The sequence below is a fragment of the Synergistaceae bacterium genome (assembly GCA_012521675.1).
GTDB lineage: Bacteria > Synergistota > Synergistia > Synergistales > Aminobacteriaceae > JAAYLU01.
Map to the genome: position 1 here is coordinate 18797 of JAAYLU010000083.1, position 22904 is coordinate 41700.

Below are 22904 nucleotides of genomic sequence, written 5' to 3' on the forward strand. Positions count from 1 at the left end.
TGGAAAAAGGGGGGGATGCAGATGATATTCGAGCTCATGTCGAAAGGGAATCTAGCGAGGCTGCCTGACGATATGCATGTGGCGGGCGTTCCCGAGGCACACTCCCCGAGGGTTTTACTTCTCCTTCCCTACAACCGTTTTATCCTCGGAACCGCCACGTTGAAGGCATACGAGAAATGGGTTATCGGCAAGCTCGGTGCCGATGAGACGGAGGAGATCTTCCTCTACGACGCCAAGCCCAAGACACTAAGTCTCGGGGATGTCGAAAAGGTCACGATCGCAAAAGAGGCGGTCGACCGCCTCAAGGCATGTCTGCGGGGTCAGATGATGCCGCCGGGAGAGCACAAGCCCACGATGCATATCCTTCGGGGCTTCCTGAAAAACGACCCCCTCTTCTTCGTGGACGAGCTCTTGGAGAACGAGAAAGAAGCGCACGACTACCTGGAAAGAGACAGCACCGCTCGCATGGCCTACTGGGCGATAAGATTCGCCCTCTTCCGCAACGATTACGAAGAGGTGTCGCGGATAAAGACATGGATCAGGATAGCGTCGGACGTCTTTGAAGGGGCCATAACCCAGCCTAGAATCTGGTTTTCACTCATGGATCTCCCCGGTGGACAGAGCATAGAGGACATGGAGGCCCTGTCCTACTCGGTGGACGATCTGCAGAGGATGAACTCGCAGAGCTCTAGGCCCGTCGTCCTGTACAGCAAGTCCGGCTATCTCGTCCTATCGGATTATGGTAACGACTCGTCCGGATTCCGGATCTGGCTCTACCTGCCGATACCCATCTGGAACGAGATGCGCGAGAGGCGAAAGCTGTCGATCAAAGAGATCGTCATGGCGACATGGGGATACTTGGATGGTGTCGCTGCCGACTCGGAACGGTCGACCTTCGGATGCGAATCCCTGCTGTCGGAGGAGAACGGCTCGGGCACGGCCTTGCGTTGAACCGCGCCGAAAGATGAAAAGAGGGGCCATGCCGTGAAGACACCGGCAAGGCCCCTCTTCTTTTGCGTCCTTAGGCTACTGTCCAGCGTTTTTCAATGTACTGCAGGGCGAGGCTTGTCGCGCTGGTCATGACAAGGTAGATCAGGCCGACCATTATGAACGTCTCGAAGGATGCGTAGGTCACGCTGCGAACCTGCTGTCCGACCATCGTAAGCTCCGTTATGGCCAGAGTCGAGAGCAGCGATGACTCCTTGATAAGGGTGACGAACTCGTTCCCGATGGCGGGCAGCATGTTGCGGATCGCCTGCGGCAGTATGATATATCGCATCGTGCCAAGGTAGGACAGTCCGAGTACCTTGGAGGCCTCCCATTGCCCCTTGGGGACGGCCTCTATCCCTCCCCGGACGATCTCGCCCACGTACCCGGAGGAGTTGATGGTCAGGCCGATGATCCCCGCCGTGAAGGCCGGCAGGTTCAATCCCAGCGAGGGCAGCCCGAAGTAGATCAGGAACAGCTGGATAAGCAGGGGAGTGCCCCTGATCACGTAGATATATGCCGCGGCGATCGACCTCAGCGCCCCAAACGGCGCCACCCGGACCGCTCCGACAAAAACACCAAGGACGGTACCGCAGAAAAGAGCTAGGAGGGACGCGTGAATTGTGATCTGCGCACCCTTGAGAAGCATGTGAAAATATGGGGTGATTGCTGTGAAGTCAAGAGTCATAGGTCAGTCTCCTTTCCAAGTCAGGGAGCTTGGATGAGCTCTTTGCCCACGGTTGCCAGCATCCTCTGCAGGAACAACCTGGTGCGCGGCATCTTCGGGGCGGTGAACAGCTCGGAGGGCGGCCCCTGCTCGACAATGCCGCCCTCGTCCATGAACAGGACCCTGTCCGAGACGTCCTTGGCGAAGAGCATCTCGTGCGTTATTATCATCATGGTCATCCCGGTGCCAGCCAGGTCCGCTATGACCTCCAGCACTTCGCCTACAAGCTCCGGGTCGAGCGCGCTCGTCGGCTCGTCGAACAGCAGTATGCGCGGGTTCATGGCCAGGGCGCGCGCTATCGCCACCCTCTGGCACTGGCCGCCTGAAAGCTCACTGGGGCGGGCGTCCTTCTTGTCGATCATTCCGACTCTTTTCAGCAGGCTCAGGGCCCTCTCCTTCGCCTCGGGCGGCGGAACGTCCAGTATGCGGATCGGGCTCAGGGTGATGTTCTCCATGACGGAGAGGTGGGGGAACAGGTTGAACTGCTGGAATATCATTCCTACGAGGAGGGCGATATCTCGGTTCGAGTGCTTTCCGTTGTCGATTCTTTCTCCGCGCAGAAGGACCTCGCCCTTGTCTATCTCCTCGAGGCGGCATATGCAGCGAGCCAGGGTGCTCTTGCCCGAGCCGCTCGGCCCTATGACAGACACTACCTCTCCCTCCTGAATGGAAAGAGATATATCCTTAAGGACGACCAAGCTGCCGAAAGATTTTTTCAGCCCGCGGACTTCGAGTGCTGGAATGGAAGAAGAAGCCGTTTCACTGCTGCGGTTGGGCACTCCCTTCACCTCCCGGTTTTGTTAAGCCATTATACACCAGTATATAAATTTCGTGACATACGAAAATAAACGTATATATTTAAGAAAATTATCGCCTGTCCGGTACAGGCATCCATATCTAGGCCCCGAGAAGGCGGATCCACAGAGGAAGGGTGACGGCGGACAGAATAGTGGAGGAGGTGATCATCTCCCCCGCATATTTTTCGTCGAGCCCCATCCCTTGCGAGAGTGCAAGTGAGTTCACAGCGACCGGCATGGCCGATGTCAGCACGACTACCTGCATCATGACCCTGTCGACAGGGAAGGGGATTAAGAGCAGCAGGGTAATGAGCGGGTGAAAGATAAGCTTGACCGTGCAGTCACGCCATGTGGAGCGGAAAAGCCCCCTCGTCGAGCGGAGTGATATTGTGGAGCCGAGGGCCATGAGAGCAAGCCCCGTGCCCACGTCACCCAGCACTCTGAGCACCGTGTCGATCCACTCGGGAAAGTCGTTCAACCCGGCAAAGGCGCAGAGGACGCCGGTGAGACAGGCGATTATCAGCGGGTTTTGCGCAAGTTTAAGCAGTGCCTCGAGGATGGAGCGCATCGAGAATCTTCCCGAGAGGACGAACTGGGACGAGGAGACGGACAGCAGCTGGTATCCCGCCTGGCTCATCGCCAGAAAGACGGAGAGGGCCTCCAGGCCCGGCTTGCCGAGGGCCATCGATATCGCGGGCATTCCCATGAATACCTGGTTCGATCTCATGGACACAAGAGCGGATATGGCCAGGCGCTTTCTCTCCTCTCGGAAGAGCTTTCCCAGCCCCCATGCGAGGAAGGGCAGTATGAAATAGCTGGCATGAGCCGCGATGAACAGGTTCCAGCCGCTGTCGAACAGGGCGAGATCGGCCTTCGCCGTCATGCGAAACAGCATGGCGGGAAGGGAGACCCAGTACAGAATCGAGTTAGACTCCCTGAAAGTGTCGTGAGACACGAGGCCGCTGAGGGAGAGCAACTTGCCTATCGATATCACGATGGCTATGGGGGCGATAATAAAAATCTCGTTCAAAAGGACACATCCTTCTCACCGTTCACAGCGGCAATTTTGACTTTATTGTATAATCACCCTGCAGCTTGAACACATGCGATGCAATAATAGCACAAAAGTAACATGCCGCGGACGAATGAGGCTCTAGGCCGAGAGACGGCCCTCTCATGTGCAGGCTTGCGTTTTGCAACGGATTTCGACGAGGAGGAGAAAAATGCAAATTCCGAACGCAATATTCCGAGAGTACGACATCCGAGGCGTTGCGGACAGGGATCTCTCCGACGGGACAGTCTCGAGCATCGCCCGCGCTTTCGGCACGTGGCTAAAAAGACGCGACGTAAAGACCGTCGTGATAGGGGGAGATGTCCGTCATTCAACCCCGAGGATCTCCTCCACCCTGATCGACGGGCTTGTACAAACCGGCCTTGATGTCATAGACATCGGCGTAGTCACGACCCCGGTGCTCTACTGGGGCCTGCATCGGTTCGAGGCGGGGGGAGGGGTGATGATAACCGGAAGCCACAACCCCAAGGACATGAACGGTCTGAAGCTTGCGTACGACGGCGCAACCATCTACGGCGACGACATCCAGGAGGTCATGCGGATGATACTGGCCGACGACATGTCGGACGACGGCCCGGTGGGTACTCTCTCCAAGCAGGACATAAAGGACGAATACCTCCGGATGCTGCTGTCGAAGTGCAGCATAGGACCCAGAAAACTTAAAGTGGTGGCGGACAGCGGCAACGGCACGGCCGGGCTTATGATTCGACCCTATCTCGAAGCGCTCGGCTGCGAAGTGATCTCCCTCTTCGAGACGCCGGACGGATCCTTTCCCAACCATCATCCCGACCCTCAGCAGAGAAAGAACCTCGCTGTCTTGACGAAGACCGTCCTTGAAGAGAAGGCCGACGTCGGCATAGCATTCGATGGAGATGCCGACAGACTGGGAGTCGTTGATGAAAAGGGCGAGATGATATGGGGCGACATACTCATGGCCCTCTACTGGCGCGAGATATTAGAAAAGTACCCGGGCGCTGACGTGATAGTCGAGGTCAAGTGCTCCCAGTCGCTGATCGACTACACGGAAAGACTGGGAGGCAAGCCTCTGTTCTGGAAGTCCGGACACTCGGTGATAAAGGCAAAGATGAAGGAGATAGGTGCGGTCTTCGCCGGGGAGCTATCCGGCCACTTCTTCTTCGCCGACGAGTACTTCGGCTTCGACGACTCCTTCTACGCGGCTGCAAGGCTGCTTAGAATCATGTCATCGGGCGAGGCGCCCCTCTCGGAGTTGCTCTCGGACATCCCGAGGTACCCGGGCACCGCCGAGATAAGGATAAACTGTCCGGACGAGAAAAAATTCGACGTCGTAGCCTCTTTGAGAGAGAAGGCCCTGAGAGATCACGAGGCTGTAACGGTCGACGGAGTACGCATTCTCTACCCGCAGGGGCGGGGATGGGGACTGGTCAGGGCCTCCAATACCCAGCCGGTCATAGTCACAAGGTGCGAGGGCAGGACGGAGCAGGACCTGGAGAGTATTTCCGCGGATGTGCGCCGAAGGCTCCTGGCCGAAGGACTCCCTGACTTTCATTGGACTTACTAGACCGAAGCGTCAAAGATCATAGTTGCTTTTTTGAGGAGAGCTTGCAAGCAGAGTCGAACCACGATCGCCGGGCGAGTCAAGGAGGAGGAGTGTCATGGCTTTTACAATCACAGTCAAGAATGGGCCCGTATTTTCAAGCGATGTCCCCATAACGGCCAGAACAGTTCTTTCGGAGTGCAATCCCGATGGAGAGAGAAGCAACATAGTCGCCTGGAGGGTGAACAACTACCTTCGCTCCCTGGACTGGGTGATAGAGGACGACGCGACGGTAGAGTTCATCGACACGTCGTCGTTCGAGGGAATGGAGGTCTACAGGCGTTCACTTAGCTTCCTCCTAGTGCTCGCGTGCAAGAGAGCGCTGAGAAAGGACGTCCTGATAAGGCATTCGATAAGCGAGGGCTGCTACTGGGATTTCGTGGACGGAGAGATCTCCGTGGACGATATATCCGCGATACTGGGCACCATGGACGAGCTGGTGAAAAAAGACCTCCCCTTCGTGCGCAAGGTCGTATCGCTCGACAAGGCCAGGAGGATATTCGAGCGCCAGGGGAGCGGAGAGGTGGCGAGGCTCTTTCAGTGGGGGGCCGTCGACCCGGTGGAACTCTACCGGTGCGCGGACATGTACGGATACTACTACGCCCCCTTGGCGCCCTCAACCGGCTACCTGAAGCTTTACGGCCTGCGAAAACTGGGACCCGGGATGGTCCTCCGCTTTCCGACCATCAGTTATCCTTCGTCGTTGCCACCCTTCAGGGCCTCGAAGAACCTCTCGGGGGTCTTCCTGGACTATGCGGACTGGCTTGAGGTCCTGGAGCTCGGCACCATGGACAGTCTTCACAGGAAAGTGGCCGAGGGGAAGGCGCAGGAGGTCATACTGGTATCCGAGGCGTTCCATTCGCGTAACCTGGGGAGGATAGCGGACGAGGTGGCATCCCGTGAAAAAGTGAAGGTCGTGGCGATAGCCGGCCCCTCCGGCTCGGGGAAGACCACCTTCTCGGAGAGGCTGAAGATCCAGCTCCTCGTCAGCGGGAGGAACCCGGTAACCCTAGCCATGGACAACTACTTCGTCGATCGAGAGTTTACACCCAGAGACGACGAGGGGCATTACGATTTCGAAGTAGTCGAGGCACTCGAGCTCGACCTGCTTCAAGATCAACTTAAGCGCCTTCTCTCCGGGGAGAGGGTCCAGACCCCCCAGTTCGACTTCATCGAGGGGAAGAAAAAGCCGGGCAAGATCATTGAGCTCGGGCCGAGGGACATCCTGATCATGGAGGGTATTCACGGCCTCAACTCGAAGGTCACATGCGCCATCCCGGACGATGCCAAGTACGGGGTCTTCGTCTCGCCACTCACCGGCGTGAACTTCGACAAGCACAACAGGACCAGCACCACCGACAACAGGCTTGTCAGGCGGCTCATCAGGGACGCCAGGACCAGGGGTCATCCGGCAGAATCCACCCTGATGATGTGGCCAAAGGTCATCAAAGGCAGCATGAAGTACGTTTTTCCGTACCAGAAGAGAGCGGACGCGATGTTCAACTCCTCGTTGCCCTACGAAATGGCCGTCCTGCGTGCCTACGTGGACCCGATCCTTCACAAGGTCCCCGAGGGCTCGCCCGTCTACGGCGAGGCTCAGAGGCTGCTGTCGATGATAAAGTTCGTCCCGATAATCCCGACGGAGAGTATACCGAACAATTCGATAATCAGGGAGTTCCTGGGGGGATCCTGCTTCGAGGTGTAAGACAACGCCGGAAAGCGGGACCAGCCGCGCGTAGGGCCTTTTGCGTCATGGCGGTTGAAAGGAAAAGGGGCTCGATTAATCGGATTGAAAAGCAAATCCTTCCTCGCTACGCTCGTTCGGGATGACGGAGAGGGAAGCCCTCGGGGCGGCAGAGGGAGAAGCACTCGGGGTGATGGAGGCTAGCACAAAAAGCCGTCCGGCCGCCGGCTTATGTGCCATCCCGACGACCAGCGGGAGGAGAGATCCAGGCAGGCGACCATCCGAATGCAAATTATGTTTCGCTCGCGCCCCCCAGGGAGTCCTGGAGCTTCTGGATGAAGTCCTCGAAAGCCAGGGGGTGGGTGCCGCTGTAGTAGATCAAACCATACTCGATGTCCACGGAGAAGGGGAGGTCCACCCTCATCTCCTCCAACTCATCCGGCAGAGACACGAGCCTGAGCGCCGAGTCCTTTGCTCCTTGTTGCGATGTCTCGGGGAGAAGCAGTAGCACTTCCTGCCCCCCGAGGTAGAACCCCATGTCGCTGTCCCTTATCTCGCTTTTGACATACTCTAAATAGGCCATGAAAAAAGCCTTTTCAAGGTCCGGGCTCCCGTCCATGCCAGGCAGATCGACATACGAGACCTTCAAATATATGCCGCACAGCCACCTGCGGTATCGGGCCGCCCTGCCTATCTCCTCCGGGCCCCTGATACTCGCGTACTCTTTCGAATAAAGCCCGGTGACGCTGTCGAACAGCTCGACGAGTCTACTTGCCGCGCTGTTTTTCCCAACTCCCTTCTTAATTGGATCCATCATGGAGAAATAGAACAGTCCGTCCTTCGTCTTCTGAAAAATAAGCAGCGTCTTTCCACCTATGCTTCCCTCGGAATTGCCGGGGTTGAAAAACTCCGACACTGATTTGCCCTCCGGGGCCTTGTCGCCGGATAGCTCCTTGAACGCACTGTTGGCCTCTATGATCGTCCCCTCCCTGTTGGCTGAAAGCATAGGGAAGGGAGACGAGTCGGTCGGGGGCGCGAGGGCGTCTTCCAGGTGCTCGACCTCCTGGATTTGAGCCGGCGTCCGGGGGGGTCCTTTAAGCTGACCGATGAATTGATTCGCCAGCGAGACAAAACCCGAGGCCGCGATAGCGACCCCTAACCACGGGACCATAAACGGGGAGCCCGCCTCGAGGGATATAATGCATATGATAATCCCCTGGGCGGCCAGCTGCAGAGGCATCAGGGGGAAAGAGCGCCTGCGGTTGATGTTGTAGGCGTATACCAGGCTGAGGGACAGGTAGAGAATCAGTAGCAACAGCCATAGAGGCCCTTCTATCGGCATTCTGTTTGCATCCTTTGCGAACGCGATCAGAAAAACAGAGATTGGTATGGAGATCAGAGGAGGAAATGTTAGCCATAAAACCATCGTAAAACCTCCCGGCCGGGCCTGAAAAACCTGGAAAAATACATGGGTCGATCAAAATCCGATTCGCCGACATCAAAAGATGTATGAACAGTATTTGATCAAGATCCGACGACGATATTCTTTTCATTCGCCCGGAATGAAAAATAAAACAGCGGCCGAACACCAAGCCACGCGGCAACATCGGTAATAATACCAGAAACAGGAAAAAATGCCTCGTTTCTCCAAAACAAGGCCCTCTTCAAGGTGGGAAGCGAGTATAATCCTGTATAAGGCTTTGATATCCAAAACTATGCGACAAGGGTGAGGTACTATGCTTAACTGCGGGATCGTCGGACTTCCACTGAGTGGAAAGAGCACCATATTCAACGTTTTGACAAACGCGGGCGTCGAGGTGAAGTCATATCCGGGGGGCAGAACGGACCCTAACAGGGCCGTCGTCGAGGTACCGGACGAAAGGTTCGACCACCTAGCAAGCCACTTCGCCCCGAAAAAGGCGACGCACGCCACTGTCGAGTTCGTGGATCTTGCGGGCCTGTCCAAGAACGCGGGAAAAGGGGAGGGGCTGGGCAACTCATTTCTCTCCTTCGTGTCCGAGTCCGACGCCCTTATACACGTCCTCCGACTATTCGAAAACCCGGACGTCCCGCACCCGGAGGGCGGGATAGACCCCGTCAGGGATTGGGAGATAGTGGAGCTGGAGCTCATATTTCGCGATCTGAGCGTGATTGAAAACCGGCTTTCCAGAATGAGCGAAAAAAAGAAGAACATCCCAGCCGAGGCCGTCGAAAAAGAGCTTCTCGAGCGCTGCCAGACCTGCCTTCTCGAGGAGCGCCCACTCAGGGAGCTTTCGTTGAACCAAGAGGAAATGAAGCTTCTCAGCGGGTTCGCCTTCGTCACGATGAAGCCCGAGATAATCGTCGCGAACCTGGATGAAACACAGACCGGCGAGTCCGACCCCCATCTGTCCGCGGTCATGACCCTGGCGAAGGAAAAGGGTATACGCCTGGTTCGGGTCTTCGGCAAGATGGAGATGGAGCTGGCCGAGTTGCCCCGGGAGGATCGCGGAGAGTTCATGGACGAGCTGGGTCTTTCGGCACCTGGGCGCAATCGCCTGATATCCGAGGCATATTCGCTCCTCGGCCTCATCTCGTTTTTTACAATCGGAAAGGACGAGGTGAAGGCATGGACTCTTCGAAAGGGACAGAACGCACTGGAGGCCGCGGGAACAATTCACACGGACATGGCCAGGGGCTTTATCCGGGCGCAGGTAGTATCCTACGAGGACTTTATCAAAAACGACCGGTCGATGCCGAAATGCCGTGAAAGCGGGGTCCTCAGGCTGGAGGGCAAGGAGTACCCGGTTGCGGATGGAGATATGATAGAAATACGCTTTAACATCTGATGTGGTAAAATCGTTCATTGATTGCCAAATTCACCGAAAGGGGCGTTAAACAATGGTCATGCCCATGCAAATAAGCTTGGATGAAATCCTGTCCATGCTTCTCGCGAGAGTCGACAGCCTCGCGATAAACGACGAAAACTCGAAGAGCAAGTTCAACATCGTGACTAGAGTGCTGTACAAAAAGGGGATCCTCTCCGACGCGGACATAGTAGAATCCATCAAGGAAGAGCATAGGATGCTGAAGGAGTTGGGCGTCATCTCGGAAGAGCCTTCTGATGAGATAGTTCAAACGATCGCGGACGGAATTCTTCAATGGATAAAGGGTGACGTCGAATCGGTTAAAAAAGGCCTCGAGGATTACGAACGCAGGGTCCAGGAGGCCATGGCGAAACAGCAGGCCCAAAAACCCAAGATCGACGTCGCATCCCCGGCGGTCTTGCACCAGCTGAACCGCTTGGGAGGCGCGAAAGGTCAGGGCGGAGGAAAGATCATAATTTAACCGGATATGCCGAGCTTCTCTTGTTTCCACATTGCAACCGACCCCGTCGGAGTATTGGAGGAAAGACCTCGAATGATGGACTATGATATGATCCTCACCCTGCTTGAAAAGGCTTATGAAACGGACGATGAAGAGGAGACGGAAAGACTGCTCAGGCAGATACTGGAGATCGACGAGTACAACCCCGAGGCCCTGATACTGCTGTCGGACTTGACCGACGACCCGGAGGAGAGGCTGTTCTGTCTTGAGCGAGCGTGGGAAATGCTGGAAGAGGAAATGCAAGATTCCACGATCCCGGACGACGTGGACTTTTTAGAAGACAACTTCGGAATTTTGTACGTGACCGGCCTTCTAAGACTGGCATTCGCCTACTTCTCCGAGGGACGAAATGATGAGGCACTCGAACTTGCGCAGATTTTGGTCGAATACGACCCGAACCGTACAACGCCCTCGGCGACCCTGTTCTACCGTCTTCTCCTGGAAAACAAGGAGTACGGCAGAATAATCGAAGAGAGTCTGAAGGAGCCCGAACCCTTTCCAGCAATGTTGCACAGCCTCGCCATTGCGACCTTCAAGCTCTCGGGCCCCGGAGACAGGGCTTATAAAGCGCTCTGGTCGGCGATCTCGTCCGACCCGGCCGCTTCTTTTTATATGCTGGGTTATCTCGAAGAGCCGGACGACGACGCCGATCCGGAGATGATCGAGAGCTTCAACCTCGCGATGCTTTTCGAGGACGCCTGGCTGTCACAGACCGACACGTCGCTTTCAAACTGGCTTGCGTCCGCTATCATACTTCTTGGCCTGGCTGCCTCCGTCTTTCCCCTGGACACGGTCGAAAACATGATGATCCTGGCGGATGCCCTCGATATTGCTGATTCAGTGGAGGACGTGATCATAAAGCTTGAAGCCAGAAGCGACTGGGGCGTGCTCACCGGTGAAGAGCGGCTTGTAGCCGCATTGGAGTTGATCTCCTCTGGGAGATATCTCCCGGATCGATCATGATGCGCAGGGAGGCTTGAGCCGATCGATATTGCGGCCTATAATGTAAAAACTTTCAAATAACCCCTTTATTAGGCAAAAAACCTAACTTCCGTGGTAATATGAGCGAGGGTTTGAACGCCGTAAACATACCTTCGATTGTCTCGTACAACGCGATAGAATTGTTTGCGGCTGGAAGGACTTTGTCTTCGACAAGTTAATTTAATCACTTATCTAGGGGGTCGGGCAATGGTTGTGGAAGTAAAGCAGGACGTGGAAGCCGTCGTGCAGGAGATTACCGCTCCATGGAAGGGAACACGGGGAGGCGTGATCCCGGTGCTTCAAGAGACGCAGAAGAGGGTGGGTTACCTGTCCAAAGAGGCGATGGAGGTCGTCTCCGAGGAGCTTGGGGTTCCGTTGGCGGAGCTTTACGGAGTCGCCACTTTCTACGCTCAGTTTCATCTGAAACCCAGGGGCAGGCATATCATCAAGGTATGCCGCGGGACGGCGTGTCACGTAAGAGGCAGCGCGGCTATCATGGACACCATCATGAAGATGCTGGATGTCAAGGAGAACGAGACGACCGAGGATCTTCGTTTCACTCTGGAGCCGGTGGCGTGCCTCGGCTGTTGCGGGCTTGCTCCCGTGATCATGGTGGACGACGACACCCACGGAAGGCTGAACAACAGCGAGGCGGAGCTTAGGAGCTTCCTGGACCAGTACGCCTGACCATGTTGGAAGACCTCTCCCACCACATTCTCGACATAGCCGAGAATGGCGTGAACGCCGGAGCGAGCGCGATCACCATAGAGCTGGAGGACGACGAGTACATCCGCCTTACCGTGAAGGACAACGGCAGGGGAATGGACGAATCGACCGCCCGATCCGTGGTGGATCCTTTCTACACGACTCGCACCGAGCGCAGGGTTGGGCTTGGTCTGCCTTTTTTAAAGCAGTTGGCGGAACTGTGCGGCGGGAAATTCCTTCTCCGCTCCTCCCCGGGAAAGGGGACCGATGTTTCCGCCACTTTCAGAAAAGACAGCGTCGACACCCCGCCCCTGGGGGACATCCCCTCCACGCTCCTGACACTCTTGGTGGGGAACCCCCAAATCGCTTGGAGGTATATCCACAGGGTCGGGAATCGCGAGTTCGTTCTCGACAGCGAGGAGCTCGCGGAGGCGCTCGGCGGCGGTAATCCCTTCGCCGACGCGGCGTTGGCAGTGGGAATCAAGGAGTTCATCGCTACAAACATCGAAGAGCTCTCAGTTTGAAATATGGTATTAATGCGGACAGGAGGAAGAAATATGACCGAGGAAAAGAAAAAAATCCGTAGTCTCGACGATCTTAGGAAGATCAAAGAGAAGACGGGGGATCTGACATCCGCGCGCTCCGAGCAGGACAAGGTCAAGGTCATCGTTGGAATGGGCACCTGCGGAATAGCGGCGGGAGCAAGAGAGATCATGAACGCGGTTCTGAAAGAGCTCGAGGTACGCAACCTGCGCAACGTCGCGGTCGAGACCACGGGCTGCATAGGCATGTGTCAGAACGAGCCGCTTCTGGACGTGATCCGTCCCGGCGAGCCCAGGATCACCTACTGCACCGTCACCCCGGCCGACGTGACGAGGATCATCTCCGAACACGTCGTGAACGGACAGATAGTGCAGGACAAGCTCTACGGCCGAGCCGACTAGCCTGGGAGGTACGGAAATATGGCACTGTATCGCGCTCACGTACTGGTCTGCGGCGGAACCGGCTGCGAGTCGAGCGGCTCCAGCAAGATATTCGAACTCCTCCAGGAGGAGCTGGTCAAGAAGGGCCTCGACAAGGAGGTCCTGGTCATAAAGACGGGATGCCACGGGATGTGCGAGTTCGGCCCCATCGTGGTCGTGTACCCGGAGGGCACGTTCTACTCCCGCGTGCAGCCATCGGACGTCCCGGAGATAGTGGAGGAGCACCTCTACAAGGGACGTATCGTCACTCGCCTTCTCTACAAGGAGCCGGTCACCGCGGAAAAAGTCTCGCACTACAAGGACATACCCTTCTACGGCAAACAGCACAGGATAGTGCTCAGCAACTGCGGCTACATCAATCCCGACAACATCGACGAGTACATCTCCCGCGACGGTTACCAGGCTCTGGGCAAATGTCTCACCGAGATGAAGCCCGAGGAGGTAATCGAGGAGATCAAAAAGTCCAGCCTTCGCGGGCGCGGAGGCGGCGGATTCCCGACCGGCTTGAAGTGGGGCTTCTGCGCCGCCAGTCCGGGAGAGAAGAAGTACGTAGTCTGCAACGCCGACGAGGGAGACCCCGGTGCCTTCATGGACCGCTCCATACTCGAGGGAGACCCCCACGCGGTAATCGAGGGCATGATGATAGGTGCCTACGCCATGGGATCGGACGAGGGATACATCTACTGTCGTGCCGAGTATCCCCTCGCCATCAAGCGCCTTCAGACGGCCATCGAACAGGCCACCGAGTACGGCCTCCTCGGAGAGAACGTGCTCGGGACCGACTTCAGCTTCACTGTTCACATAAAGGAGGGCGCGGGCGCCTTCGTATGTGGAGAGGAGACGGCTCTGATGGCCTCCATAGAGGGAGAGAGAGGCATGCCTCGCGCACGTCCTCCCTTCCCCGCGGTAAAGGGTCTGTGGGGCAAGCCGACCAACATCAACAACGTCGAGACCTGGGCCAACATACCGCGCATCATCGTGCAGGGTCCGGAGGTATTCGCCTCCATGGGCACGGAGAAATCCAAGGGCACCAAGGTCTTCGCCCTCACCGGCAAGGTCAAGAATACGGGGCTCGTCGAAGTCCCGATGGGGATCACCATACGCGAGATAGTCTTCGAGATTGGCGGAGGAATAATCGACGACAAGAAGTTCAAGGCAGTCCAGATAGGCGGCCCCTCGGGCGGATGCCTGGTCGACGAACACCTGGACCTGCCGGTCGACTACGAGTCCCTGACCGCCGCGGGCGCGATCATGGGTTCGGGCGGCCTCGTCGTGCTCGACGAGGGCAACTGCATGGTGGACACGGCGAAGTTCTTCCTCGAGTTCACTCAGCGAGAGTCCTGCGGAAAGTGCGTGCCCTGCCGCGAGGGGACCAAGAAGATGCTCGACATTCTCACCCGCATCACGGAGGGTAAGGGACGCCCCGAGGACATCGACAACCTTCTCTACCTCGGCGAACAGGTCAAGGACACGTCCCTCTGCGCCCTTGGAGGGACGGCGCCGAACCCGGTGCTCACCACCATCAAGTACTTCCGCGAGGAGTACGAGGCGCACATATTCGACAAGAAGTGCCCGGCCGGCGTCTGCCAGGATCTGCTCAGCTACTCGATCCTCGCCGACAAGTGCATCGGCTGCACCAAGTGCGCCAGGAACTGCCCGGTCGACTGCATCGCAGGGAAGCCGAAGGAGGTCCACGTGATCGACCAGGAGAAGTGCATCAAGTGCGGCGCCTGCATGGAAAACTGCCCGACCGGGGCAGTGATAAGGTCGTAAAACAGGCATAAGACAGTGACGGGAGCAAGGGCGACGATCGACGGCATACCGGTGACGGCCGATCCGGATACGACCGTTCTCCAGGCCGCGAGGGCAGCGGGGATATATATACCCACCCTTTGCGACCACCATGCGGTCAGCCCGTTCGGAGCATGTCGACTCTGCCTGGTAGAGGTGGAGGGATCGCCCAAGCTCCTCACCGCTTGCACCACTCCGATAACCGATGGGGCGGTCATACATACGACCACCCCTCGGGTTATCGGTGCACGGAAGGCCGTGCTTGAACTGATTCTGGCCCGTCATCCTCTTGAATGCGAAGGCTGCCCCAACGAAGGGGCCTGCGAGCTGCAGAAGATCGCGCGCGAGCTGGGGGTCGAGACCTCCCCCTTCGCGGACGAGGGAGCTCCCCGAACGCATGAAGGAATCGAGGACGCCAACCCCTTTTACACGAGGGACCTTGACAAATGCATTCTCTGCGGTCGATGCGTGCGAGTATGCCGTGAACAGGCGATACGCCGGGCGATCGTCTTTTGCGGGCGTGGCCGGGAGACGTCGGTAGGGCTGCCTGACGAGTCCGGATGCGACCTGTGCGGTCAGTGCGTGCAGGTCTGCCCGGCCGGGGCCCTCATGGAAAAGACCTTCGTGGACACAGGCCGGCCCGCAGACGCGAAAAGCGTGAGGACGATCTGCCCCCACTGCAGCGTGGGGTGCGAGCTTGTGGTCAACGTTGACGAGGCCTCGGGGAAGATATCGAACGTGACGACCGATTATTCCCGCAGCACGAGTTTGAATCGGGGCAGATCCTGCGTAAAGGGGCGCTTTGCATGGCGTTTCGTCCACAGAGAGGAGCGTTTGACCGTCCCTCTCCTCAAAGAGGGAGGCGCCTTCCGAAGGGCATCGTGGAGCGAGGCTCTCCTGCTCGTCGCAGACCGGCTGGGCGAGATAAAAAACGCACACGGTCCCGGTGCGCTGGGCTTTTTAGCGTCCCATCACTGCACCAACGAGGAGAACTACCTCATGCAGCGCCTGGCCAGGGAGGTCGTTGGAACCGACAATATCGACCTGGGCTCGAGCGTTCATTCGGACACGGCGTCGAGCCTTCTGATCACGTTGCCTGCGTGCGGTGCCATGACGAACGACTTTCAATCCATCACCGAGTCGGACGTAATTCTCGTAATAGGTGCCGACCCGACGGAGAACCAGCCGGTGGCCGGTACTTTCACCAAGGAGCGATTCGCGGGAGGGGAGTGCGCATTGTTAGTCTGCGACCCCAGGAGGACCGAGCTCGCAAGATGCTCGACGATCCACGCGAGGCAGAGGCTAGGCTCGGAGACGGCGCTGCTTAACGGCATGATGAATGTCATCATCGACGAGGGGCTCTACGATCACGAGGCGGTCTCAAGTGCCGCCGAGGGATTCTACGAGCTGAGAAAAACCGTCGAAAGCTACACCCCCGATGCCGTCTCGACTATCACGGGCCTGCCCGCGCAGATTGTTCGCGAACTGGCAAGGATCTACGCCAGGGGGCCCAACTCCGCCGTCTTCTTTACTCCCGTGGCGACACGGCACATCGACTCGTTCAAAACCCTGCTGGCGACGTATAACCTGTCGCTCCTTTGCGGCATGTACGGCAGGGCCGGTACCGGCGTGAATCCTTTGACGGGAAAAGGGAACCGCCAGGGTGCGATCGACGCTGGTTGCATGCCGGGTCTCGCCCCCGGCTTAAGAAAGATCAGTACGGATCTCATTCCCGAGACTCCCGGACTTGGTGCCGGAGAGATGTTGCAGGCTGCCGTGGACGGAAAGCTGGCGGGCATGTACATCATGGGCGCAAACCCCCTCGGGACGGACTTCCCCGATGCAGCAGCCCGTGCCCTTAACAGCTTGGAGTTCCTGGTCGTCCAGGATCTATTCCTTACCGAGACGGCCGAGCTGGCCGACGTGATTCTGCCTGCGGCAGGCTGGGGAGAGAAGGACGGTACTTTCACGAACGTTTGCCGCTCTGTCCAACGGCTTCAAAAGGCCGTGGAACCGCCGGGCGAAGCCCTCCCGGACTGGGAGATAATACAGCGGATAGCAAGGCGAATGGGCGCAGGATGGGGCGCATACGGCTCTCCAGAGTCGATTTTTGACGAGATGCGCCTGTTAAACCCGCACTACGCCGGAATTACGTACGAACAGCTTGATGAAGGGCCTCTGTCATGGCCTTGTCCGGTGCCTGGGCATCCCGGAACCCCTCTCCTTCCCTCGTTGAACCTCGAGGGAGGGAAGACGCGTTTTTATTCTTGCGAATGGTCGCCGCCCGACGTGTGGCCGACCGAGCGCTTCCCGTTCGTGGCTCTGTCCGATTCTCCATTCTTGGACGGCCGAGCGGAGAGCATGATGTACAGGGATGTCACGGGAGAGTTCGTCAAAGATCCCGTCATCGGGATCAACCCTTATGACGCCGCAGACCTTGGTGTAAGATCCGGGGAGAGAATAAAGGTCGCCTCCGCCGGAGTAGAGTTCTTTGGAGACGCCAAACTTTCGGACAGTGTGCCCTCGGGCACGGTCCGGCTTCCAAATCACCACAAGTTCGGGCATGATACCGGGATGCTCGAGCTCGGCGCTGTGAGGCTTGAACGTACCGTTTGAGCACCCCGTTTCGGCGCACTGCGCCTGATACCCTGGCTGTGACATTTGGGAACAAGCGTTTAACGGACTGCGTCATACGAATTGATGCGGCCGTTTAAAACAAACAAACGAAAGAGAGGATTCAGAAATTGAAGACACCAGCGGAACTGGCAAAACTGGCATGTGCGGTTTCAAAAGTCAAGGGTAATCTCTCGGTCAGGCAGATGGTCCTCATGGGGATCCTGGCGGGCGCCTACATCGCCTTCGCGGGATGGCTCATGACCGTCGTGTCTCACGACATGACGCCCCTGTACGGCGGAGGGATAACCAGGTTGATCTCCGGCGCGGTATTCAGCGTCGGGCTGATGATGGTCGTGATAAGCGGATCGGAGCTATTCACCGGCAACTGCATGATGCCCCTTGGCTACCTCGCGGGATGCACGCCCATGAAGAATATCCTGCGTAACTGGGGCTGGGTCTACTGTGCCAACCTCGTGGGCAGCATCCTCATCGCTCTTTTGATCTTCTTCTCCGGACTTGCCGACGGCGCGGTCGGAGGCAGGGCTCTCCAGGTCGCCGCCGGCAAAATGACCCTTCCGTTCGGACAGGCCTTCTTCCGCGGGGTCCTCTGCAACTGGCTCGTCGTGCTTGCGGTCTGGATGGGAATGGCCGCAACTGAGATAGTGGACAAGATCTGGGCGATCTTCTTCCCGATCATGACGTTCGTCGCCGCGGGCTTCGAGCACTCCATCGCCAACATGTACTTCATGGCGCTCGGCATGTTCCTGAAGGGCACCCCCGCGGCGGTAGAGGCATCCGGGCTCTCCGAGCAGGTCCTTTCACGCGTCGGAGTGGGCGGCTATCTCAGCAACCTGATCCCCGTGACCATCGGAAACATGGTTGGAGGAATAGTCTTCGTCGCCGTGTTCTACTACTTCATATTCAAGGACGGCCTTACGGACCTCGAATAGCCCCGGTCTTCACGCCGTACCAAGGCAATCGCCCGAAAAGAGGCGATTGCCTTTTTTATGCTATAATGTTCTCAGAAAGAGTCCCTGCGGTGCCCGTGATCGTGATTTTTGTCTTGAGCCAACACTCGCGCCTTGCGGGGCCGCCAGTTCGGGCCGGTGGAGGAGCCGTGAAAACGGTGACGAAACTGAGGCTTGACAGGCCCTAATGCTATAGGAACGGGTCAAGACGTTCATGACACGGCATTGCGGGGAAGCATCAGGACAGGGACGGAGATATGCCGCTCCCTGTCTTTTATTAGGAGGAAAACCCTTGTCTTCACACGGATGTACACACCTCTGGCGCCCCGCCCTTTCAAGCTCGTTCATCCTGGACTGGGACGGTGTCCTGGCCGAGACCAAGCTCAGCTTCGCCCATATTCGAGAGAAGTACTTCCAAGGCAGATTCGTCCCCCTGTTCGAGTCGATAGAGACTCTCCCTGCGGAGACGGCCAAGGCACTGGAAAAAGACATATACAACGAAGAAATGAGAGGCGCCGAGATCGCCGAGGCGGTTCCCGGCGCCTTCGAGCTCGTCGAATGGCTCCAGGCGAAGGGCATCCCCTGGTGCGTCGTATCAAGGAACTGCTTCGACTCCATTCGCCTGGCGGCGCAGAAAGCGGGCCTCTCCTTGCCATCGATCGTATACAGCAGGGATACGCCGCCTGTAAAACCTTCCCCGGAGGCCCTATGGCGGGCCGCGGAGGATATGAAGGTCCACCCGTCGGGTTGCCTCATGATAGGGGACTTCGTCTACGACCTGGTGGGCGCGAGGCGCGCAGGCATGAGGGCGGTCCTGGTGCAGCGCCCGGGAGTGGAATGGGAGCATTGGGCGGACGCCTCCTTCGACAGGCTGCTGGATTTCGTGGAAGTGCTGAAGAAAGAAGGTTCGCTCCAGGCCTGGGAGTACAGGGCGCTTCAAGGATCCGGTGGTGACGCCGCCTCCCTCGAAGCCTTGGCCGGATGCGCTCTTTCGATGCCCGACTCCCGCGAGGACATCCTCTCTGTGTGCATGAAGTGCGCTGCAAGAGGGGTGTTGAACTTCCACCTGGAGGGGGAGGGGACCCTGGGCGCCGCCCAGTGGTTCGAGATCCAGGGATTGTCGCCCGAGTGGCTCGATATGCCTGTGAAAGAGGTGTTGAAACACCTGCTCGGCTTGAAGTATCCTCTCGCCCGCGTTATCGATGATATGGCCGGATTCACCGCCCTGCGGGTGAACGAGGCAGGAGAACCGGAGGTACTGTGATGACGCCCCGCGGGTTTGCCGAGACACCCTTGGCGGAGAGGATGCGTCCCGGGAACCTCGACGAGGTGGCGGGACAGGCGCATCTGATTGGGGAGGGCGCGCCTCTCAGGAGAATAATCAATTCCGGGGTCTTGCCAAGCTGCATCCTGTACGGGCCGCCAGGAACCGGCAAGACGACCCTGGCCCGCCTTATGGCCCGCCTGACGGACAGGGATATCCTCGAGATCAACGCAGTGTCCGCGAAGGTCGCCGAGCTTCGCGACCTGCTGAAAGAATCGGAGAGACTGAAGGCCTTCAGATCGGGCAGAAGCGCCGTCTCCTTCGTCGACGAGATCTATCACTTCAACCGGACTCAGCAGAACGTCCTGCTTCCCTCGGTCGAGAGGGGAGACATAGTGCTGGTCGGGGCGACCACCGAGAACCCCTGGTTCGAGATAAACAAGACCCTTCTCTCGCGCATGATGGTCTTCGAGCTTCAACCCCTTCAGACGGACGACCTTGTAAAACTCCTTCACGCTGCGCTCCATGACGATGAGCGAGGCCTTGGCGGCCTTGACGTTGCTTTCGAGGACGAGGCTCTGCGCAGGATCGCACTGACGGCCGGAGGCGACGCGCGCCAGGCTTTGGGACGCCTCGAGTTTGTCGCGATGGCGGCCCTCGGCCTCAAGAAAAAAGTGACGGAGGAGTTCGCCTTAAAAACCCTGCCCGCCGCGGCGATAAGGCACGACAAGTCGGCCGACGATCATTACGCGGTGATCTCCGCCCTTATTAAGAGCATAAGGGGCTCCGACCCCGACGCGGCCATCTACTGGCTTTCCAGGCTCCTCGTGGCGGGAGAGGATCTGCGGTTCATCTGCAGACGCCTTCAGATATCCGCTGCGGAGGACATAGGTCTCGCCGATCCGCACGCCCTGGTCGTAGCCTCGTCGGCGGCCCGGGCCGTAGACATGACAGGCATGCCGGAGGCCAGGATCATACTTGCCGAGGCAGTCATATACCTCGCGGCGGCGCCGAAGAGCAACAGCGCGTACCTCGCGGTGGATAGAGCGATGAAATCCATCACGCAGGGCAACCTACAGAGCGTGCCTTACCACCTGCGCCCAGGCGGCGAAGGCTATGCATACCCACACGACTCCCCGGGACACTGGGTCTCTCAGCAGTACATGACGGAACTGGCGCGTTTTTACTACCCGGGCGAGCTTGGAGCGGAAAAGGACATGCTGGACAGGCTGAAGAAGTATTGGAGGCGCTTCAGCACCCCCTAGGCGGAAGTCTCCCTCCACCAGCAGAGGCCCTTCGAATTGCAGAACGGGGCGGCCGCGAGCATTCGAGTGCAGAAGGGGGTGGAGAGGGCGTAGATCAAAAACGCAGTGAACAGAACAAGCGACGCCGCTTCGTAATTCCTCTCTCCTTCGGCTGGGCCCCTCCATATGTATCGGATCGAGAAAAGCAGCAGAAGTATGAAAACGCCGGGAGGAGTTACAAACTAGCCCACCGCCTTGTACAGGACATAAGACCAGGTCATAAGTCAGTAACTTCCCTGAGGGCGTCTTTTGCGCGGATCTTCAGCGAGGCGATCAGGCTCTGCCTGCTTAGCGCGATATGCTTCCTCGTCTCTTCCACGGCCCTGTCGATGTCTCTCTTAAGCACAGCGTCCACGATAGCCTCGTGTCCCATGATGAAATTCGTAACGCGTGAACTCTCCAGCGAGAAGGGCCTGCACAGGTGAATCAGGTCTGCGATATTGGCCAGGGTGTTTGCCAGGTACTTGTTCGTGACGGACTTGTAGATCAACGAGTGAAAGGCCTTGTCCTCGCGGACGTACTCCTCGGTGATCGTGTCGTCGGTCATTGCTCCGAATATGGACCGGAAGCGCTGCAGCCCGACGGTCAGCTCTTCCGAATGGTCCGCCTTGCAGAGATTCACCGAGGCCATGACCTCAAGCTCCTCCCTGAGATCGTACAGGTCCGAGGCGTCTTTGAGGGACGGCATGGTCACGAATGCGCCCTTGCGCGGCTCCAGAGTCACGAGCCCCGTCTGGCCCAATTGGCGAATCGCCTCTCTTATCGGAGTCCTCGAGACTTCCAACCGTTCAGCAAGGTCAATCTCCGAAAGTTTCGTCCCAGGTTTAATGGAGCCATCCACGATCGCGCTCCTTAGTTTCTCGTAAACAATCTGCCGGAGCCCCTGGCTCATAGCAGGGGACAAGACACCTCTGTCCACAAAAAAACGCCCCCCTATTTTTTCATTGTACTCATTATACTGCATGGGAAGTGCTTTTATAAGCCCCGATTCCACTGGACATCGAGCCTCAAGTATGGTAAAAATTACCAGTGTTCGCCGGGGTGGCGGAATGGTAGACGCAGCGGACTCAAAATCCGCCGTGGGCGACCACATGGGGGTTCGAGTCCCCCCCCCGGCACCAGACAGACAGGACGGCTGCACGGAGGTCGTCCGGACGGCCTGTCTGCGAGCGAGGCTGAACGACCGGGGATCGTCTGCGGACCCCGGTTTTCCGTCCTTTGCGTCTGCTTCGCAGGAGATGTGTGAAAAAAGGAGGCGAACAGTAACGATGAAAAAAATGTTCATGTGTTTGGTTCTGTCGATCGCTCTTATCGCGATGACGGGCCTGTCCGCCTGCGCGGAGCCTCTGGCTCGTGTGGCAACCTTCTTCAAGGGCGACGGCATGGCGGAGTTCTTCGACACGATCGACGACTCAAAGATAACTCCCGTCTTTCCGGCGCAAGAGTGGGGCGACACTGTCGTTCTCGTAATGCCTCTGTGCGACGACTGCACTGTATCGGTCTACATGGCCGTGCTCGACGACGACTACCGGCCCGTGCCCGACCGGGACGATCTTATCCTGACCGGACCGGTCGGATGGGGGGTCCCGTACTGGTGCATGATCCCGGAGGGTGCGCCCGGCACGATAGTCGTGCTGACCGACGGAGAGGGGGAGGAGCACATGTGGGTTCCGGCCTACAGCGGTGAAGACGGCTCTCTCATCACCGATCACAAGTTCGTGCCCTTCGACGAATTGTCATAGAGGGGCGAGGGAGGTAGTATCATGAGAAAATTCATTCTGCTCTCGGTCGTCCTGCTGACTTCGATGACCCTAGGAGTTCAGTCGGCCTCGGCGGCGTTGCCCGCCGACTACCAGGAGTTCAAGGCTCGCTACCAGGAGGAAGGGAGGACTATGGAGGGCGCGGCTCATCTCTACTTTGAGGCCGTGTTCAGCTATATGAACCCGAGCAAAAGGAGCGAAGCCTCGAAGATGCTCCGCTACGCCATGCATCTGCCCATGTCCCTTGAGAAGTCCAGCGTCAACAGGACTTTCATCGATCGCCTGCAGGACGAGTCGTTTCACTACATTTTCCGCAGCTTCGC

Annotated in this window: 21 protein-coding genes and 1 tRNA gene; 17 read left to right on the top strand and 5 right to left on the bottom strand. The window is 57.8% G+C overall.

Annotated elements, in window-relative coordinates; translation table 11 throughout:
* Positions 1–21: 21 nt before the first annotated feature.
* A complete protein-coding gene (locus GX181_07980) occupies positions 22–951 on the top strand; it encodes a hypothetical protein (protein ID NLM71880.1) in 930 nt (309 codons plus the stop codon).
* Between the two features lie 70 nt (positions 952–1021).
* On the opposite strand, the gene GX181_07985 is transcribed toward GX181_07980, so the two are convergent.
* The 3 genes from GX181_07985 to GX181_07995 all read right to left on the bottom strand — a co-directional run bounded on the left by GX181_07985 (position 1022) and on the right by GX181_07995 (position 3541).
* Positions 1022–1675 carry an amino acid ABC transporter permease gene (locus tag GX181_07985; GenBank protein NLM71881.1) on the bottom strand — a complete coding sequence of 218 codons (654 nt, stop codon included), beginning with the start codon at positions 1673–1675 and terminating at the stop codon, positions 1022–1024.
* A gap of 20 nt (positions 1676–1695) precedes the next feature.
* Complete coding sequence (locus tag GX181_07990) at positions 1696–2457, bottom strand: amino acid ABC transporter ATP-binding protein (GenBank protein ID NLM71882.1); 762 nt, start codon at positions 2455–2457, stop codon at positions 1696–1698.
* 154 nt (positions 2458–2611) lie between these two features.
* Positions 2612–3541, bottom strand: a complete 930-nt coding sequence (locus tag GX181_07995; protein ID NLM71883.1) for an AEC family transporter — start codon at positions 3539–3541, stop codon at positions 2612–2614.
* A 193-nt stretch (positions 3542–3734) separates the two neighbouring features.
* Between GX181_07995 and GX181_08000 the strand changes: the two genes are divergently transcribed.
* Positions 3735–5123, top strand: coding sequence for a phosphomannomutase/phosphoglucomutase (locus GX181_08000; protein NLM71884.1), 1389 nt, complete (start codon positions 3735–3737; stop codon positions 5121–5123).
* A 94-nt stretch (positions 5124–5217) separates the two neighbouring features.
* The gene (locus GX181_08005) at positions 5218–6864 is read left to right on the top strand and encodes a nucleoside kinase (GenBank protein ID NLM71885.1); all 1647 of its coding nucleotides are present in this window, start codon (positions 5218–5220) and stop codon (positions 6862–6864) included.
* A 271-nt stretch (positions 6865–7135) separates the two neighbouring features.
* Here the strand turns inward: GX181_08005 and GX181_08010 are convergent, their stop codons facing one another.
* A complete protein-coding gene (locus tag GX181_08010; GenBank protein ID NLM71886.1) occupies positions 7136–8185 on the bottom strand; it encodes a hypothetical protein in 1050 nt (349 codons plus the stop codon).
* A gap of 394 nt (positions 8186–8579) precedes the next feature.
* Here GX181_08010 and ychF point away from each other — a divergent pair, with 394 nt between their 5' ends.
* From ychF to GX181_08065, 11 genes are all read left to right on the top strand, one after another.
* The gene (gene ychF, locus GX181_08015) at positions 8580–9671 is read left to right on the top strand and encodes a redox-regulated ATPase YchF (protein NLM71887.1); all 1092 of its coding nucleotides are present in this window, start codon (positions 8580–8582) and stop codon (positions 9669–9671) included.
* Between the two features lie 52 nt (positions 9672–9723).
* Positions 9724–10170 (top strand): hypothetical protein, encoded by a 447-nt coding sequence (locus GX181_08020; GenBank protein NLM71888.1) that lies wholly within the window; start codon positions 9724–9726, stop codon positions 10168–10170.
* A gap of 72 nt (positions 10171–10242) precedes the next feature.
* Entirely contained in the window at positions 10243–11172 is a 930-nt protein-coding gene (locus GX181_08025; protein ID NLM71889.1) for a hypothetical protein, read from the top strand.
* A gap of 225 nt (positions 11173–11397) precedes the next feature.
* Positions 11398–11877: an NADH-quinone oxidoreductase subunit NuoE gene (gene nuoE / locus GX181_08030; protein NLM71890.1), complete on the top strand. Its 480-nt coding sequence runs from the start codon at positions 11398–11400 to the stop codon at positions 11875–11877.
* Positions 11878–11879: 2 nt separating this feature from the next.
* Positions 11880–12419, top strand: coding sequence for an ATP-binding protein (locus GX181_08035; protein ID NLM71891.1), 540 nt, complete (start codon positions 11880–11882; stop codon positions 12417–12419).
* Positions 12420–12452: 33 nt separating this feature from the next.
* A complete protein-coding gene (locus tag GX181_08040) occupies positions 12453–12839 on the top strand; it encodes a (2Fe-2S) ferredoxin domain-containing protein (protein ID NLM71892.1) in 387 nt (128 codons plus the stop codon).
* 18 nt (positions 12840–12857) lie between these two features.
* Positions 12858–14651 carry an NADH-quinone oxidoreductase subunit NuoF gene (gene nuoF / locus GX181_08045; GenBank protein ID NLM71893.1) on the top strand — a complete coding sequence of 598 codons (1794 nt, stop codon included), beginning with the start codon at positions 12858–12860 and terminating at the stop codon, positions 14649–14651.
* A 15-nt stretch (positions 14652–14666) separates the two neighbouring features.
* Positions 14667–17285 (top strand): molybdopterin-dependent oxidoreductase, encoded by a 2619-nt coding sequence (locus tag GX181_08050; GenBank protein NLM71894.1) that lies wholly within the window; start codon positions 14667–14669, stop codon positions 17283–17285.
* Positions 17286–17413: 128 nt separating this feature from the next.
* The gene (locus GX181_08055) at positions 17414–18235 is read left to right on the top strand and encodes a formate/nitrite transporter family protein (protein NLM71895.1); all 822 of its coding nucleotides are present in this window, start codon (positions 17414–17416) and stop codon (positions 18233–18235) included.
* 310 nt (positions 18236–18545) lie between these two features.
* Positions 18546–19517, top strand: coding sequence for an HAD family hydrolase (locus GX181_08060; protein ID NLM71896.1), 972 nt, complete (start codon positions 18546–18548; stop codon positions 19515–19517).
* Positions 19517–20782: a replication-associated recombination protein A gene (locus GX181_08065; GenBank protein ID NLM71897.1), complete on the top strand. Its 1266-nt coding sequence runs from the start codon at positions 19517–19519 to the stop codon at positions 20780–20782. Before GX181_08060 ends, GX181_08065 begins: the two co-directional genes overlap by 1 nt.
* Before the next feature lie 256 nt (positions 20783–21038).
* On the opposite strand, the gene GX181_08070 is transcribed toward GX181_08065, so the two are convergent.
* Positions 21039–21785: a GntR family transcriptional regulator gene (locus GX181_08070; protein ID NLM71898.1), complete on the bottom strand. Its 747-nt coding sequence runs from the start codon at positions 21783–21785 to the stop codon at positions 21039–21041.
* Between the two features lie 71 nt (positions 21786–21856).
* Between GX181_08070 and GX181_08075 the strand changes: the two genes are divergently transcribed.
* The 3 genes from GX181_08075 to GX181_08085 form a co-directional block, all read left to right on the top strand.
* A tRNA-Leu gene (locus tag GX181_08075) sits at positions 21857–21942 on the top strand.
* 147 nt (positions 21943–22089) lie between these two features.
* Positions 22090–22563: a hypothetical protein gene (locus GX181_08080; GenBank protein ID NLM71899.1), complete on the top strand. Its 474-nt coding sequence runs from the start codon at positions 22090–22092 to the stop codon at positions 22561–22563.
* Positions 22564–22584: 21 nt separating this feature from the next.
* Positions 22585–22904 (top strand): hypothetical protein (locus tag GX181_08085; protein ID NLM71900.1); only part of this gene is annotated, 320 nt, incomplete at its 3' end.

Coding starts and splice junctions, on each gene's coding strand:
- GX181_07980 (NLM71880.1), top strand. CDS start 22: ATGATATTCGAGCTCATGTCGAAAGGGAATCTAGCGAGGCTGCCTGAC.
- GX181_07985 (NLM71881.1), bottom strand. CDS start 1,675: ATGACTCTTGACTTCACAGCAATCACCCCATATTTTCACATGCTTCTC.
- GX181_08000 (NLM71884.1), top strand. CDS start 3,735: ATGCAAATTCCGAACGCAATATTCCGAGAGTACGACATCCGAGGCGTT.
- GX181_08005 (NLM71885.1), top strand. CDS start 5,218: ATGGCTTTTACAATCACAGTCAAGAATGGGCCCGTATTTTCAAGCGAT.
- GX181_08010 (NLM71886.1), bottom strand. CDS start 8,185: ATGCCGATAGAAGGGCCTCTATGGCTGTTGCTACTGATTCTCTACCTG.
- ychF (NLM71887.1), top strand. CDS start 8,580: ATGCTTAACTGCGGGATCGTCGGACTTCCACTGAGTGGAAAGAGCACC.
- GX181_08020 (NLM71888.1), top strand. CDS start 9,724: ATGGTCATGCCCATGCAAATAAGCTTGGATGAAATCCTGTCCATGCTT.
- GX181_08025 (NLM71889.1), top strand. CDS start 10,243: ATGATGGACTATGATATGATCCTCACCCTGCTTGAAAAGGCTTATGAA.
- nuoE (NLM71890.1), top strand. CDS start 11,398: ATGGTTGTGGAAGTAAAGCAGGACGTGGAAGCCGTCGTGCAGGAGATT.
- GX181_08035 (NLM71891.1), top strand. CDS start 11,880: ATGTTGGAAGACCTCTCCCACCACATTCTCGACATAGCCGAGAATGGC.
- GX181_08040 (NLM71892.1), top strand. CDS start 12,453: ATGACCGAGGAAAAGAAAAAAATCCGTAGTCTCGACGATCTTAGGAAG.
- nuoF (NLM71893.1), top strand. CDS start 12,858: ATGGCACTGTATCGCGCTCACGTACTGGTCTGCGGCGGAACCGGCTGC.
- GX181_08065 (NLM71897.1), top strand. CDS start 19,517: ATGACGCCCCGCGGGTTTGCCGAGACACCCTTGGCGGAGAGGATGCGT.
- GX181_08070 (NLM71898.1), bottom strand. CDS start 21,785: ATGCAGTATAATGAGTACAATGAAAAAATAGGGGGGCGTTTTTTTGTG.
- GX181_08080 (NLM71899.1), top strand. CDS start 22,090: ATGAAAAAAATGTTCATGTGTTTGGTTCTGTCGATCGCTCTTATCGCG.